General features: G+C 32.5%; 17 protein-coding genes and 5 pseudogenes. 15 read left to right on the top strand and 7 right to left on the bottom strand.

All coding sequences use genetic code 11. The annotated features are described in order from the left end of the window. Window positions 1–18: 18 nt before the first annotated feature. Window positions 19–354: an MFS transporter gene (locus ACUN0F_RS21125; protein WP_445540087.1), complete on the top strand. Its 336-nt coding sequence runs from the start codon at window positions 19–21 to the stop codon at window positions 352–354. Between the two features lie 847 nt (window positions 355–1201). On the opposite strand, the gene exsF is transcribed toward ACUN0F_RS21125, so the two are convergent. Both exsF and ACUN0F_RS21115 read right to left on the bottom strand, forming a co-directional pair. Further along, window positions 1202–1705 carry an exosporium protein ExsF gene (gene exsF / locus ACUN0F_RS21120; RefSeq protein WP_445540086.1) on the bottom strand — a complete coding sequence of 168 codons (504 nt, stop codon included), beginning with the start codon at window positions 1703–1705 and terminating at the stop codon, window positions 1202–1204. A gap of 458 nt (window positions 1706–2163) precedes the next feature. Beyond that, window positions 2164–2763: an undecaprenyl-diphosphatase gene (locus ACUN0F_RS21115; RefSeq protein ID WP_445540085.1), complete on the bottom strand. Its 600-nt coding sequence runs from the start codon at window positions 2761–2763 to the stop codon at window positions 2164–2166. A 243-nt stretch (window positions 2764–3006) separates the two neighbouring features. Between ACUN0F_RS21115 and ACUN0F_RS21110 the strand changes: the two genes are divergently transcribed. Next, the gene (locus ACUN0F_RS21110) at window positions 3007–3153 is read left to right on the top strand and encodes a hypothetical protein (RefSeq protein ID WP_170968877.1); all 147 of its coding nucleotides are present in this window, start codon (window positions 3007–3009) and stop codon (window positions 3151–3153) included. 199 nt (window positions 3154–3352) lie between these two features. Here ACUN0F_RS21110 and ACUN0F_RS21105 read toward each other — a convergent pair whose 3' ends face one another. Then, window positions 3353–3565: a hypothetical protein gene (locus ACUN0F_RS21105; RefSeq protein WP_137053929.1), complete on the bottom strand. Its 213-nt coding sequence runs from the start codon at window positions 3563–3565 to the stop codon at window positions 3353–3355. A gap of 152 nt (window positions 3566–3717) precedes the next feature. Here ACUN0F_RS21105 and ACUN0F_RS21100 point away from each other — a divergent pair, with 152 nt between their 5' ends. From ACUN0F_RS21100 to ACUN0F_RS21085, 4 genes and pseudogenes are all read left to right on the top strand, one after another. After that, a complete protein-coding gene (locus tag ACUN0F_RS21100; RefSeq protein ID WP_137053928.1) occupies window positions 3718–4113 on the top strand; it encodes a phage portal protein in 396 nt (131 codons plus the stop codon). A gap of 250 nt (window positions 4114–4363) precedes the next feature. Beyond that, entirely contained in the window at window positions 4364–4543 is a 180-nt protein-coding gene (locus tag ACUN0F_RS21095; protein WP_137053927.1) for a hypothetical protein, read from the top strand. Window positions 4544–4597: 54 nt separating this feature from the next. Then, window positions 4598–5307, top strand: a pseudogene (locus tag ACUN0F_RS21090) (class I SAM-dependent methyltransferase). A 120-nt stretch (window positions 5308–5427) separates the two neighbouring features. Continuing rightward, complete coding sequence (locus tag ACUN0F_RS21085; protein ID WP_327989393.1) at window positions 5428–5835, top strand: VOC family protein; 408 nt, start codon at window positions 5428–5430, stop codon at window positions 5833–5835. A gap of 47 nt (window positions 5836–5882) precedes the next feature. Here ACUN0F_RS21085 and ACUN0F_RS21080 read toward each other — a convergent pair. Beyond that, a pseudogene (locus ACUN0F_RS21080) lies at window positions 5883–6086 on the bottom strand (indolepyruvate decarboxylase); the annotation flags it as partial. Here ACUN0F_RS21080 and ACUN0F_RS21075 point away from each other — a divergent pair. Together ACUN0F_RS21075 and tnpB are read left to right on the top strand one after the other, a co-directional pair. After that, a pseudogene (locus ACUN0F_RS21075) lies at window positions 6081–6226 on the top strand (transposase); the annotation flags it as partial. The pseudogenes ACUN0F_RS21080 and ACUN0F_RS21075 sit on opposite strands and share 6 nt — an antisense overlap. Window positions 6227–6229: 3 nt before the next feature. Then, a pseudogene (gene tnpB / locus ACUN0F_RS21070) lies at window positions 6230–7320 on the top strand (IS200/IS605 family element RNA-guided endonuclease TnpB). 125 nt (window positions 7321–7445) lie between these two features. Here tnpB and ACUN0F_RS21065 read toward each other — a convergent pair. After that, window positions 7446–7616, bottom strand: a pseudogene (locus ACUN0F_RS21065) (thiamine pyrophosphate-binding protein); the annotation flags it as partial. Between the two features lie 107 nt (window positions 7617–7723). On the opposite strand from ACUN0F_RS21065, the gene ACUN0F_RS21060 reads away from it, so the two are divergent. The 5 genes from ACUN0F_RS21060 to spoIISB all read left to right on the top strand — a co-directional run bounded on the left by ACUN0F_RS21060 (window position 7724) and on the right by spoIISB (window position 10527). Next, window positions 7724–8206: a MarR family winged helix-turn-helix transcriptional regulator gene (locus ACUN0F_RS21060; RefSeq protein WP_215563263.1), complete on the top strand. Its 483-nt coding sequence runs from the start codon at window positions 7724–7726 to the stop codon at window positions 8204–8206. 167 nt (window positions 8207–8373) lie between these two features. Beyond that, window positions 8374–9111 carry a 2,3-diphosphoglycerate-dependent phosphoglycerate mutase gene (gpmA, locus tag ACUN0F_RS21055; RefSeq protein WP_353840737.1) on the top strand — a complete coding sequence of 246 codons (738 nt, stop codon included), beginning with the start codon at window positions 8374–8376 and terminating at the stop codon, window positions 9109–9111. A 188-nt stretch (window positions 9112–9299) separates the two neighbouring features. Next, window positions 9300–10037: a type II toxin-antitoxin system SpoIISA family toxin gene (locus ACUN0F_RS21050; RefSeq protein WP_074650800.1), complete on the top strand. Its 738-nt coding sequence runs from the start codon at window positions 9300–9302 to the stop codon at window positions 10035–10037. Window positions 10038–10149: 112 nt separating this feature from the next. Beyond that, entirely contained in the window at window positions 10150–10275 is a 126-nt protein-coding gene (locus tag ACUN0F_RS21045) for a hypothetical protein (protein ID WP_000588712.1), read from the top strand. A 75-nt stretch (window positions 10276–10350) separates the two neighbouring features. Continuing rightward, window positions 10351–10527 (top strand): stage II sporulation protein SB, encoded by a 177-nt coding sequence (spoIISB, locus tag ACUN0F_RS21040; protein ID WP_445540084.1) that lies wholly within the window; start codon window positions 10351–10353, stop codon window positions 10525–10527. A gap of 18 nt (window positions 10528–10545) precedes the next feature. Here spoIISB and ACUN0F_RS21035 read toward each other — a convergent pair whose 3' ends face one another. Further along, window positions 10546–10935 carry a YxeA family protein gene (locus ACUN0F_RS21035; protein ID WP_353840736.1) on the bottom strand — a complete coding sequence of 130 codons (390 nt, stop codon included), beginning with the start codon at window positions 10933–10935 and terminating at the stop codon, window positions 10546–10548. A gap of 216 nt (window positions 10936–11151) precedes the next feature. Between ACUN0F_RS21035 and pepD the strand changes: the two genes are divergently transcribed. Continuing rightward, the gene (pepD, locus tag ACUN0F_RS21030; RefSeq protein WP_445540083.1) at window positions 11152–12621 is read left to right on the top strand and encodes a beta-Ala-His dipeptidase; all 1470 of its coding nucleotides are present in this window, start codon (window positions 11152–11154) and stop codon (window positions 12619–12621) included. Window positions 12622–13217: 596 nt separating this feature from the next. Here the strand turns inward: pepD and ACUN0F_RS21025 are convergent. Further along, entirely contained in the window at window positions 13218–13688 is a 471-nt protein-coding gene (locus ACUN0F_RS21025; RefSeq protein ID WP_264462411.1) for a DUF5065 family protein, read from the bottom strand. A gap of 454 nt (window positions 13689–14142) precedes the next feature. Here ACUN0F_RS21025 and ACUN0F_RS21020 point away from each other — a divergent pair, with 454 nt between their 5' ends. Then, window positions 14143–14802, top strand: a complete 660-nt coding sequence (locus ACUN0F_RS21020) for a CatB-related O-acetyltransferase (RefSeq protein WP_445540082.1) — start codon at window positions 14143–14145, stop codon at window positions 14800–14802. Window positions 14803–15244: the final 442 nt, after the last annotated feature.

The raw sequence follows: 15244 nt of genomic DNA, 5'->3' as shown, positions 1-15244 counted from the left end.
AATAAGGGCGTGTGAAGATTGAGATTTCTTATTTACAAATTTAAATTAACAACCGTTTTCGAACATTGGCCGAACGAGAAAATTATTGTTGCTGAAACGGAAAGTAAAGCAAGTTTTCTGTATTGGCAGCAGTTCAGAACAAAATTTATAACAATGTCGATGGCGGAATTTATGAAGTTTGTAAAGTGCGAGAATGAAGGTATTTTTGACATCAAGCGCATGTACAGTGCAGAGCAGGCTTTCAAGAAAATGCAAAATTATCGCAACCTCCATTTCGCTTACATGGAAATTGCTTATTACAATGATGAGGGCAATGTGGTTCGAAGTTACCAGAAGGGGGAATATGCGGTATAAGAAAAAAGGACTAGCAGTCGTACCTGCCGTCCTTTAATAGGAGAAAAAGTAATCTTGTTTAGAACTACGCATAAACAGAAAATCTGCTTGTAATTAGTTTTACCCTAAATATACGTGTCTATACAAAAAAGGGATAAGTAAAAAATACTTATCCCCGGAAGGGAAATCCCAAGCACCAAAATGGCTCGTACTGGTCTGCAGGTTCAAAAGTAGTATATGTAAAACGAAAAATCTCATACAAAAAGCAGACAACGATTTTGGTTGTCTGCCAGTGTGTTCAATGAGTTAGCTAATTGTGATAATTTGCATCCCCATTACGAGAAGAGTGAAGCTGCTAGTTCAAACAGCTTGTTGGTATTATTATCGATTTCTTAAAAAATATACAGAGAAAGCAGATAAGTGAAGAATCTACCTGCTTCTGCTGTAACAAAAGAAAGAAGTATTAGCCATGGACACGGCGGCTTGAAAATAGTATGTATTTTTATTTGAAAAATATTCAAGGGGTGAAGAAACATGGAATGTTTAATAAAAGGTGTTTGTGAAATTAATCAGCTAATTAGTAAAACAAAAGAGAAAAACAATGAACAAATATAACAATACAAAGGTAAATGTTCAAAAGAGCGATGAGTATAAAGTAAAACAAAATAGTTATATTAAAGCTTGATTTTTATAAAAAATAAAGCACACATATAAGTGTGCTCTTATGAACGCTTTAGATTTGTATGGCTAGATAGTCACCATACAATAAAATATGCTTGTTTGATATAAATGTGAGTCAAATCTATAACATATGTTTTGGTGTGTAGAAAGAACATTAAATGTTAATTAGCTAAGCATATTGTTTTTATTAACGAATTTGTACAACTGTTAAAGCGGCAGAACGAATATCTACTGTACCAATTACTTCAACGGGTACAATTTGAATTAAATCACCAGGGTTTAAGTTTATTAGAATGACACCGCTGGATACATCTACTTCACCAGTGCCAATGATATTAGAACGGACTGCGGTTCCAGATCCTGCAATAATGTTAGTTGATGAGTTTAGTGTCAAGAAAAAGCGCGCTGCTTCCGGGGCTACTGGAACATTATCGAGGCTGATTGTTAATGTATAACTGATTTGATAAATACCAGCTACTTGAATTCTAATACCAGTTCCTGTACTAATTGTATCATTGATTACAGGGACAGTAATGTTTGGATTTGGTCCCGTACTAGGTAGTAGTAGTGGCGTGAATAGTGTTGCAAATTGAGGTGAAGTAGCATTAAAAGCAAAACCGAGAGCTGGTAGTGTACTGGGGGCTTGTGCTCCACAATTAAAGTTTGTGAGCTTACGACTAGATGAGCGCATATTTTTACTCCTTTCTTTCATTTAGATTGCGTGAGTAATAACCTCACGTTTTGGACAAGCACAATACACTATATGAAAATTTATAGTGAATAGTGCAGAGGTGTACTGTTATGAATAAAACTAACTGCCTGTTGTACAAAGGAAACACTACGCTTACAGAAATAGTTTGTAACCTAATGTTGAAAAAATAGTATGAACAGAGTTAAAAATGTTTTTTAGAAATGAAAGAAAACATAATAAAAAAGAGCACGCATATAAGCATGCTCTTTAACAAGAAAGGTAGATTTTTATGAGTGGATTCCTTCATACAATAATATATGCTTGTCCGGTTAAAAGGTGAAAAGGCTTCATAAAATCATTATTTTAAAATTAAAGAGCACCTAAGGGAGCGCTCTTCGATCACAACAATATTAAAAAATATTTGATAATATATGTAATCTTTTTAGCTTGGTGATTAATTAATAGTTTTTCGAATTGCTTTTGGATGGTAGTACATGCTGTTCTATTTTTTCGTAAAGATTAAGTAGTTGTTTGATGAATGTAATTTGTGGTGTTAACCAATACGAAAATAGTGCTGAAATAATTCCTATTAGAGCTCCTGTCAGGATATCGAAAGGATAATGAACTCCTACCCAAATACGAGAAATAGCTACGCAGAATGCAAGCACAAGCCATAACCATCTAGCCTTTTTACGAACAATCCAGAATGAAAAACAAATTGAAAAAAATAGAATCGTATGATCGCTAGGAAATGAATTATCAACTGCATGATCGACAAGTTTATTAACATTAGGTAAAGCTGCAAATGGTTGATAATTTAAGTATAATTTCCCTGCTAATTTTCCAATAATTTCAGCAGTTATGAAAGCAATCATTGCTTGAATAATTACCATTTTGTTTTGTCTAGATTGAGTAAACCAATAAGCGATAATAATTAAACCTAAAAAATACACCATATATTCTGCTAAAAATACCATAGTTGAGTTTAGTGATGAATATTGCTTCCCTAAATCATTGATAGCTCGAAAAGCATCAATATTTAATTGAGAAAAAGACATTTTTAAATCGCTCCTTATATTGTGTCTATAACTTTATTACGTGAAAAAATGTTTAACTGAGGCTTTAACAGTCTCTTAATTAATTCTTAGTTATTTCTTAACAATTCTTGTTTGTGTATAAGGGAAATTATAGTAAAGAGTTTATAGTGAAAAAATTGATTTTAGTGACATTAGTATTACAAAACTGTAAGGATTAGCTCATTAAAGATTATTAATAAAATAGTTATTTTGGAGAAAGGAAGAATGAATATAGAACGAATTGAAACTGCTGAGGAATTACTTGAGGATATGAAGGAATGCTTTTTGAATGGAACATCTTTAAAGGTTGAAGCAAATGATTTTAATCTCGTATCTTCGTTGATTGAAGAAGTGAAGCGTATAACAAAATAAAAATTTCATTTTGTAGAAAAGGGGAATGGATATGTGTACTTATTGGGAAAATGCAGTTAAAGAATTCTTCAAGAAGCAAGAGCAGGAACGAAATAAAAGAGCAGCTAGCAAAAGCTAACTGCTCAATACTAGGAGATACAGAGAAGACTACTTTAAATGAATCTTGGCATATAGCCTACATACAGTATTGACCGAATATTTATTTTAAATCCAACTTATTTAAAGTAAACATCCCAACAGATATAATGACTGCGCCTGCTGCAGAACCTAGCAAGTCTCTCCAGCCTAATGTATTTAAAGGTGTATCTGTTAAATCCATAATTAAGAAGAGAGCAAACATTAATACACCAAATGCTAAGCATCCCCAAAATGTTTGCAAATATTTAATCATCTTCTTTCGGAACTTGCTCATATACATCACCCTTGTTAACGTTTTATATTCTTATAAAAGAATTATTGCATATACGAAAATTTAAAGTATGTAATATGCAATATTGCATGTTAGAGCTCGACAAAATAATCCATTCATAAGTAAATAGATCGTACGGAGGGGGACCGTATCGTATGAATCAATTGTCATTTGCTGCTATTCATCGTTATAAAACAAAAGTTGGCGATGAAGAAATTGAACATGTCGAAGTATTCGATAATGCAACAGTAACGTATTTAATTAATGAGAATGGCACGTTCAAACTAAATGGAGATTACAAAATCAATCCAATGCAGCATTCAATCCTGATTGTGCCTGCAGCGTATTTTCAATATAGAGAATTCGCTGAACCAAGAGGTGTTATGATTCAGTATGGTCCAAGTAATTTATCATATGATATTATTTCACTACTTGAAGAATTAGCAAAATTAATATCGGACAACTCAAATCGATTAGATGTGTTCTGTGATCTGTATTTACTGTTTAAAGGGTTAAAATTGAATCAAAATGCGTCAAAGTCGTGCTATTAGTATAAAAGGAGAACTAGGAGAACCAGTCGATGCTGAATATTTAATTGCTGATATATAGAATGGACCGATTGAATGGCAAGCAAAGGCACTAATTGATTCAATCTTCGAAACTCCACAACCATCTAAAATATATAAGCAAGAAGCACTTGCTGATTTGTCAGATGTAGCAATTGAGCAGCTATATGCACCACTTGATTTACAAGTGAATGAGAAGGAAATATATTTGCTATGATACATCAGGCGGAAATTTATGATTATTACCATTATGCTCAATGCACAGAAGCTGATTGAGAGTGGCGATAAAAAACCAGCAGAAGCATTAAAAGAAACATTGAATCCACGGAATGAAGAAGCTGTTAAAATGGTTAGCTGTACTTGGATTTTAAAGATAAAAACTCCTATTGAATATAGGAGTTTTTTCTTTGTTTGAAAGTTCGAAAAGATATATAATAATTTTCTGACTATTGAATTTGGAGGGATACAAATGAAAAATGAAACGTTACATACGCAAGAAGATATTATTGAAATGCTTGATTCATTATTAAGACCGGCAGAACCATTTTGGAATGAATTTTATAAGAATAGAGAAAAGGATGTTCCGTTTTTTGAAAACGTTCCTGATGAGAACCTAGTTTCGTATATACAAAAAAGCGGTTTTCACAAGGAAAGGTACTAGAACTTGGATGTGGTCCGGGTAGAAATACAATTTATCTAGCAAATGAAGGATTTGATGTAACAGCAGTAGATTTATCTATAGAGGGCATTAATTGGGCGAAAGAGAGAGCGTTAGCAAAAGGAATAGAAATCGATTTTATTTGTGATTCGATTTTTAATTTAGAGTGTCAAAATGATTTTGATTTTGTGTACGATTCGGGCTGTTTACATCATATTCCACCGCATAGAAGAATAAATTATGTGAATTTAATTAAAAACTCCTTGAAATCGGGTGGTTATTTTGGATTAACATGTTTTTCGGCAGGTGATTTAGATGAGCGAAATGGATCAGAAATAACAGATTGGGATGTATATAGAGGATGGAGTCTACAAGGTGGCCTTGCATATTCAGAAGAAAAATTAAGAGATATATTTGACGAGTTTGAAGTGATCGAAATTAGAAAGATGAAGCAAATTGACCAACCAAATACTATGTTTGGAGAATCATTTCTTTGGACAGCATTATTTAAGAAGAAATAAGAAAGTAGATAATTGACAAACTCATCGTTTTTATAGACAATATATTTATAAGAATATACGTTCGGTTTTTGTTGGCTGATGTATGTTTCGCATAAATACATAACAAGGGGCTGTCTCTATATGAGTAACACAAATCAAAAAATCACTACGTTTTTAATGTTTGAAGGTAAAGCTGAGGAGGCGATGAATTTTTACACGTCGCTATTCGATCAATCAGAAATTGTAAGTATCTCTCGCTATGATGAAAATGGACCTGGTAAAGAGGGTTCTGTCATTCATGCAACTTTTACGTTAAATGGCCAAGAATTCATGTGCATTGATAGTTATATAAAGCATGGTTTTACATTTACACCATCTATGTCTCTTTATGTAACTTGTGAGACAGAAGAAGAAATTGAAACGGTTTTTCATAAACTAGCGCAGGATGGATCCGTACTAATGCCTTTAGGTTCTTATCCATTTAGCAAAAAGTTTGGCTGGTTAAATGATAAATATGGCGTATCTTGGCAGTTAACGCTTGCGGAATAAAAATTTAAAAAGAAAAGCGTAGCCTATTTATAGTTACGCTTTTCTTTTTAAGCATTTTGCTTTCCGAATGCTTTCCCAAGTTTAGCTAACAATTCAGGCTGATCCCCTTGGCTCATTACAACTTCAACAAAGGTAAGTTGATTCTTATTAAAACTCATTTTTGTTAAGACTGCTGTTAACTCTATTTCATTGTCTGCTTTAAATGCTTGCTTTTTTTCTGATCCGAATAGGCTTACTAGTTTTGTGTAATCCAGAGAGAGTTTCCCTATGTGAGAAAGAAACTTTGGAAAGAAATGTTTTGGTCAAGAAGGTTTTGCTTGATTACTACGGGTGGTTCGCCGATAGGTGTAGTAAGAAATATATTGAAAATCAAGGGGAAAGTGAGGTGTAGAAAATGTTAAAATCATACAAATATCGTATCTATCCAAATAAAGAACAACAAATATTTTTCTTAAAAACATTTGGATGTGTTTGGTTTGTATACAACAAGATGCTTGCAGATAGAATCAAATCTTATCAAGAATCACAGGATAAACTTGATAAAACTGTTACATATCCTACGCCTGCACAATATAAGGCTGAATTTCCATTCCTAAAGGAAGTTGATAGTCTTGCGTTGGCGAATGCTCAAATGAATTTGAATAAAAAGCATACGCTAACTTTTTTCGGGATAAATCTGCTGGATTCCCGAAGTTCAAAAGTAAGAAAGATAACCATCGTAGTTATACAACAAATAACCAAAAAGGCACGGTTTACATCGAGGGTGGTTATATCAAACTGCCAAAAATAAAGACCTTGGTAAAGATTAAACAGCACAGACAATTCTTTGGATTAATTAAGTCTACTACAGTGTCTCAAACACCTACTGGCAAATACTTTGTATCGATTTTAGTAGAAGAAAATGAGCAATTGTTTCCTAAAGTTGATACAAAAGTTGGTATTGATGTTGGACTAAAAGACTTTGCAATATTGTCTAATGGCAAGAAATATGAGAACCCTAAATGGTTGAGAAAAGCCGAAAGAAGATTAGCTTTTCTGCAACGCTCTTTGTCTCGTAAAAAGAAAGGTTCAAACAATAGAAACAAGGCCAGATTACAAGTTGCAAGACTTCATGAGAAGATTGCGAATCAACGCAATGATTTTCTTCACAAGATAAGCAATGAAATCACAAACGAAAACCAAGTAATTGTGATTGAGGACTTGAAAGTGAAGAACATGCAAAAGAATCACAAATTAACAAAAGCAATCAGTGAAGTATCTTGGGCTAAATTCAGAGAGTACCTTGACTATAAAGCAATATGGAAAGGTCGTGATTTGATAATCGCACCTAAGAATTATGCGAGTAGCCAATTATGTTCTTGTTGTGGTTTTAAAAATAAGGAAGTCAAGAATCTAAACCTTAGAGAGTGGATTTGCCCTGAATGCAATAGCCATCATGATAGAGATATAAACGCAAGTATAAACTTACTAAAATTAGCCATGTAATTGGTATTTTCTTTAGGGGTAGGTACTACCCTTATAGCTTGGTAAATATAGGTAGCTAATAAAAGTATCTACTTCCCAAGAAGCTCCCACTTCAAACGGTCTGTAAGGACGTTAAGTGGTGAGTAGTTCACTTCATTACAATTGCCAATCCACTCTAACTTTTCATGTGCTATCACATCATCTAAAAAGGCAAGATTATAATCACCAGGGACACCAAAAATATGTTCAATTCCTAATTCACTTAATCGATCTAATAAATATGTACTTACAGTATATTGCGTTTTCAAATGAATCATCTCCTAATTGTGCAATGTATATTTCAATAAAGTAAAGAAGTTCCAATGCGTTGATTAAAATATTGATTACTGGATTGTGGTATAATTTACATACAGGGGGAAAGTAGATGACACAACATAAAGAAGAACAGATGAATGAAGCATTAGCATTATTTTACTTTGCATATAAAACATTTACTGAAAAGCCAGATGAAATTATAAAAGAGTATGGCATACAACGAGTACATCACCGAATTTTATTTTTTATCGCACGCTTTCCAGGGATAAGTGTAAATGAGTTATTATCACTATTAGAAATAAGTAAACAAGCTCTTCACGGACCATTACGACAACTTGTGGAAAAGGGTTTAATTGAGAGTAATGAAGCTACACATGACCGTCGTGTGAAACAGTTATCTTTAACAGAAATAGGTGTAGATTTAGAGAAAAAATTGAGCGATGTTCAAAGAAAACAGATGAGTGCTATTTTTTCAAAATTTGGTGAATCGTGTGAAGAAAATTGGCATCAAGTTATGAATGAAATGGCAAATAGTCGATCAGGTTTTGATGCTTGGATATCAAAACGAGCAGTTGTAATCGATCAGAAATAATAAGAAATATATCTGTTTTTATAGTTTGAAAAAGAACAAATTTTATCCATACATTTGGCAACTATGGATTGGTCATAGAGTGAATGGATAAAAAGATACATTACTAGATACTTTATACGTGTACGCAATGGAACAATAAAATTCACATTTCCGAGAGGGGAATTATTATGATAAAACTTGTACTTATTCGTCACGGACAAAGTTTATGGAATCTTGAAAATCGCTTTACAGGATGGACAGATGTAGATTTATCAGAGAATGGATTAAGTGAAGCGAGAGAAGCAGGAGCGATATTAAAGAAAAATGGATATACTTTTGATGTAGCTTATACATCTGTATTAAAACGAGCAATCCGGACGTTATGGATTGTACTTCATGAGATGGATCTTGCTTGGGTATCAGTACATAAATCTTGGAAGCTAAATGAAAGACATTACGGTGCATTGCAAGGGTTGAATAAAGATGAAACTGCGAAAAAGTATGGTGAGGAGCAAGTTCATATTTGGAGAAGAAGTATTGATGTAAGACCACCTGCTCTTACTGAGGGTGATCCTAGATATGAAATGAATGATCCAAAATATAAAGCACTTAAAAAAGGTGAGTTTCCATTGACTGAATGTTTAGTGGATACGGAGAAAAGAGTACTTGATTATTGGCATTCAGAAATTGCGCCGTCATTAAAAAGTGGTGAAAAGGTAATTATTTCATCACACGGTAATACGATTCGTTCGCTAGTGAAATACTTAGATAACCTTTCAAGCGATGGTGTTGTTTCATTAAATATTCCAACGAGCATTCCACTCGTTTATGAATTAGACGATGATTTACGTCCGATTCGTCATTATTACTTAAGTATGGACGGAGAAGTACCAAAAGGGGAAATTCCGAAACATATTTCTTTTTAACATGAAAATTTGAAACGCATGCTTGTCTACATATACAATGTAGATTCATGATAAAAGACGTGGTACCTTCTAATGTATATGCGATATTGCTAAATTTAGAAGCTTGTCCACGTCTTTTGTCATAAAGAGGGCTGCTTGTGCATGTAATGATATCGTGAGTAGTTTTTGAATGGAGGGTGATGTCATTGGTGATCTCTAACATTCGAATCGGCTTATTTATTTTAGCAATCGTTTTTCTCGTTCTTGTGTTCTTTTACTGGAGAAACGAAGAGTTGTACGAGGAGAAAAAGCAACGTATTAGAAAGACTTGGTATGGGTTGTTTATAATATCAGTCACCGTGTATTTCATGATAAAAGGAATTGATTTAACCCTCTGGAAAAACCTTTTAATGTTCACTGCAATGGTTATTTTCGTTGATATCGCATTTATTTTAACACCTAATATTTCAGAAATATGGGGAGCGAAATTTAGCGATATCGGCAAGACTGTTCAATCGATAAAACGGTCATTAATTGCTTCTAAAGCAAGAGGGGAAATATATACAACAATTATTCAAAATGTCAATCCAGCAATGTTCGGTACAATGGAATGGCATACGGAAGAAGAGTATACAAAAAGCTTAAACGCATTTTTAGATTCGTATGGGGAAAAGATTGGTGCGAAAATTGTTGTATTTGAAGCGGCAAAGGAATTAAATACTAACTTTCGCGGTATCCGTTCTCAATTTAGTATTATCGTTCCGTTTGAACACATTGAGCAGTTGAATGAGCAGAAAGCGGTACAAGTAGAAAATGTCGGCATTATACCAGCAAAAACTGTGAGTGATGTTTTCATTGTTATTGATGGGAAGAAAAATAATCTGCAAGATCGAGATTTTGAAAATGTATATAATTTAACAATACATCATAGTTATTTTAGTAAATAAGGACAGGATTTTCTTCTGTCCTTTTCACTTATACATAAAGGTAAAGCGAATTTAGACAAACTTGTATAAAATCGGACAATCATTCCTACACTAGCACGTAGAGGTGATTGTAGTGATAAAAGATTATGACAATGATTTTTTTAAAGAAGATAATGAAGATACAACAGATTTCTCGTTAATAAAAGGAGATACATTACAGCAAGTAGAAGAGTTAGAAGAAGAATTAAAAAGAAAATGATACGTGTACACGCTATCTACATTTGCGATATAATATAAATAGAAGATTGTATCTTTTTGAAAAGGGGGAGAAGAGATGGCTGAAATAAATGTACAAAAGTCTTCATTTTTTAAAGAAAAAAAAGAAGAACCAAATACAGATTTCTCTCTTGTGAAAGGTGCATTAACAGAAAATATAAATCGTTTAGAGAAACTGATGAATAATAGCTGTTCAAAATATATACGAGTGAAAAAAACAAAAGAAAATGCATAGTGCATTTTCTTTTGTTTTTTATTTAACATTTAACTTTTCTTTTACTTTTGCAGGTAAGTCAGCTTCCTGAACCTCTTCATATGACTTCACTTCAATTGATGATATTTCATTTTTGCTCTTATCATCTTGATCTACATAAAGGCGTAAAAATGCATTTTCATTTAATTTATGATCATTTGATGTTTTTTTACTTCTAAATGTAATTTGTTTTTTTACTCCGTCTTCGTCATAAGCAGGCAGTGTGTAGTTTCGTAAGTTTCTACCTTCTACTTTTTCGGTAGTTCCTTCACCTTCTATCTGCACGTAATATACATCTTTACCAATTCGATTTAGTGATGCTCGCTCACATCCAATAGTAATAGTAGAAAATAATAAACATAGTGTAATAATTGATAAAAACTTTTTCATTTTCTTTATCTTCTTCAATTTGTTTCTTTACACAGTATACGGCTATTATGAAATGAGAAAAATCGATATAGATTACAACACCCTTACAATGTTGTAAGGGTGTTGCCCATAAAATGAACAGTATTTTAAAAAGTTAAAAGAAAGGTAAAATAATGAATCATGGTATAATGATAAAAGACTTACATATTATTTTGTCATTTTGAGAGGAGCTTAAAAATGTATTCTACTTTAGAACAATTAACAAAGCACCCTGTATTTTTTCATTTTGCAGAAATTTCAAAGATTCCTAGAGGATCGGGTAATGAAAAGGAAATTAGTGATTATTTAGTGGGCTTTGCAAAAGAGCGTAACTTAGAAGTGATTCAAGATGAAGCGATGAATGTCATTATTAAAAAAGACGCAACTACTGGCTATGAAAATATACCAACTATTATCATTCAAGGTCATATGGATATGGTATGTGAAAAAAATCAAGCAACCGTACATGATTTTGAAAAAGATCCAATTGAATTACGAATCATTGGGGACATGTTATATGCAAATCAAACGACTTTAGGTGCTGATAATGGTATTGCAGTTGCGTATGCATTAGCTCTATTAGATGCAAAAGACATTCCGCATCCAGCACTTGAAGTAGTTATTACTACTGAAGAAGAAACGACAATGGGTGGGGCTTTCGCTGTTGACCCAGATCATTTTGAAGGAAAGATCTTTATTAATATTGATTCTGAAGAAGATCATAAATTACTTGTAAGTAGCGCAGGTGGTGCAAAAGCTGTTGAAACAATTCCAGTAATTTGGGATGAAGCGCCAGCGAATATGGATGCATACCGTCTATATGTTGGTGGTCTAAAAGGCGGACATTCTGGTATGGAAATTGATAAACAACGCGGTAATGCGAACAAAGTATTAGGACGAGTATTACGTGATTTATCAGCAAATATTCAATTTGATATAAGTGAAGTTCACGGCGGATTAAAAACAAATGCAATTCCGCGTGAAAGTGTAGCTACAATTGTATTAGCTAAAGAAGATGTAGAGAAAGTAGAAGAAAAACTAGAATCATGGACAAGAGTATTACAAGAAGAAATGCGTGCTGTTGATCCAGATGTTCATGTTACACTTACAAAATTGGATGAGAAAGTAGAAAAAGTATTTGCTAAAGAGACACAAAAGCAACTTATTTCATCATTATTCTTAATTCCGAATGGCATTCAAAGTATGAGCATGGATATTAAAGGCCTAGTAGAAAGTTCAACAAATTTAGGCGTTATTGAAACGTTGCAAGATGAAATTAAATTACGTAATGAAGTGAGAAGTTCTGTCAGTAGTTTAAAACAACATGTTGCAGATGAAATTAAATGTATTGCCGAATTAGTTGGTGCAACATTTGAAATAGAGTCAGAGTATCCAGAATGGCCATACAATCCGAATTCACAAATTCGTAATTTGTTTGAAAAAGTGCATCAAGAAAAATACAACAAGGATGCTGAAATCTTCGCTGTACATGCAGGTATTGAATGTAGTGCATTCGTTCAAAAGATGCCTGACTTAGATGCGATTGCATTTGGTCCAGACATTTTTAACGTTCATACACCAGATGAACATATTAGTATTTCTTCTGTTGTGAATAATTGGGGCTTCTTCGTTGATGTAATGAAGGGGACGAAAGAATTAGTTAAATAATATTCATAAAATGAAGAGTAGCCTATAAAACTTTATAGGCTACTTTTTTGTATTGATCTTTATTAGAAATTCTTTTTTACGTTAGTATTTAATTTTCACTTTTATTTCTAGAGGATATTGTACCAAAGATTGCTCCTGATATTGCTCCGATTAAAGTCATAAAAATTGCACTCCATGCTGCAAATGACATCTTTACACCTCCAAATAATCAATTATTGTTTCTTAGACTTTTGAATAGAAATGCTAATTGCAACAACTATTAAGAAAATAAGAGGAGACCAAGAATAGAAAGACATGTAATATTCTCCTTCCAATACTAATTTTAAATATTTTTATAAACAAATTATCGCATGTTTAAAGAGTGAACAAATAAAATATGCACTATTGCATATTCTATTTGTAGAACTTAAAGAACTCGAAATAGTTATTGAATAAAAATGATAATTTATAAAGAAAGTAAGGATTTTTTCTAACCTTAAAAAGGGCAAACAATCAAAAAACTCCTCTATCTTATATAAGGTAGAGGAGTTTTTAAAATGGTTTTTGTTTAAGAAAAATAGTATCCAATATTTATTTACTGGTGAGATAAACGTAAATTATTTTGAAATTTTAAAGCTGCCCCCATAATAATAATTTTCTCCAAGTTTCATAACAGCTACATATGTTCCTGGATTATAAGCCTTAGTAATAGGAGTTACAAATCTACCATAATTATGTTTTAAACCAGAGTCATAAATGGTTTTATATCTATGCAAGTTTATTTCATCATTTTCATTTCCACTCAATTGATATATTTTTACAATACCAGTATCCTTACCACCAGTATATATAGTAACATCGAATGTATCTCCATGCTTTAAGTCACCAACTGCTAACTCTTCTATAAAATCTGCATTATGATGTAATAAAAAATAGCTTTGCCACCGCCAATTATCTAAAAATCGTGATTCTTTTTGTGTAAGTTGCGATTCAGCAGACACAGGTGGGAGTGTACCAATTGTATTCGAAAATAAAAACCCTCCAACAGTCAATGCACCAATAATTGTTGATTGCCTTAAAAGTTTCATGTTTTAAACCTCCTATTTACTTAAGGATTCAGAAATCGTTTTTGTGAAAAACTAGCTGTGAAATCTAATGGATGATAATATCTTCTATAATCACATTAACATTTATTGATTTATCAGACAAATTAATAAATAATAAAATTATATCGAGGGAGTGAAGGGTAATATAAGAAAGAAGTTAGAGATATAGCTAATAAATCTTTATTATATGTAATTGCGATTTATTATTTGAAAACATGATTATTTTAAAACTGAAATTTTAATACACATCCTAAGTTTGAGTATATAATTTTACAATTTGACTTATGTAAATTATCAAGTTATGATTTTTTTATTATAAAAGAAAGGCTTGAATATAATGATTCGTCGTTTGAAAAAGCTAAAAAATGTAGCAGTCGTAGTAAGCTTCTAAGTAAATTGCAAAAATCTACAATACTTAGAAGCGAGGAATAAAGTTATGAAGCATCCATTATATAATCATTGGTCAGAAACGAAATATTTAAAAGATATAGTAACAAATCCACTCATTGAGGTAGGAGAGTACTCCTATTACTCAGGGTATTATGGTCATCAAAATTTTGAAGATGGCTGTGTAAGGTATTTGTGGGGGGATGCTAAGTCCCGAGCACTTTTCAATCCAATTGAACAGATGGGATGGCAGCTTGATAAACTCATTATTGGGAATTATGTTTGTATTGCCAGTGGAGTAGTCATTTTAATGGGTGGTAATCATAATCATCACTCAGAATGGATTACAGTATATCCATTCGCTGAGCAAATTGAACATTCATATGAACCGAAGGGCGATACAGTCATTAAAAGTGATGCTTGGATTGGAATGAATGCTATTATTATGCCTGGCGTTACAATCGGTGAAGGTGCAATCGTTGCGGCAGGATCTGTCGTAAGTAAAGATGTTCCGCGGTATACAATAGTTGGTGGAAATCCTGCTAAGGAAATAAAGAAACGATTCACTGATACAGAAATGAAAATGCTAATGGAAATGCGTTGGTTTGATTGGGATAGAGAATTAGTCGAGAAGGCAATGCCGCTTTTATCTAGTTCATCTATTGAATTATTATATGATTTTTATAACAAGGAAGTAAAAAATAGATAAATCTGTGAGGGAAACTACATTCTATATAGGATGTAGTTTTTTTATTATAAAAAATTAGTAGTCTAGACTAAGGAAAATTCATCTCTGGTATGAGTATAGTAAATAGCTGAATTAAATAATTAAAATCCTTGATAGCTAATAAAACCAGTGTGTCTCGATATTTAATCGGGATACACTGGTTTTATTTTTTGTAAATGTGGAACAAACGCATTATTTAGATTGTCTATTCATTGTAATCCTAAAAAATATGAAAGTACGGATCATTTTGAAAAATACAAGGGTATTAAAAATAGGGATGCGTGTAGGAATACAAAGTATCAGTGCGCCTAAAAGTGTGGGATGGTCTATATGAAAGCGATCCTAACGTCTTATATGTATATAGAATTTGATAAAACTATCTATTTTTATAGGGATTATACTAGAATATCGTTTTTTTTGAGTA

This window comes from Bacillus sp. 1A (assembly GCF_052682215.1).
This window is presented reverse-complemented; position numbering and strand designations above follow the sequence as displayed.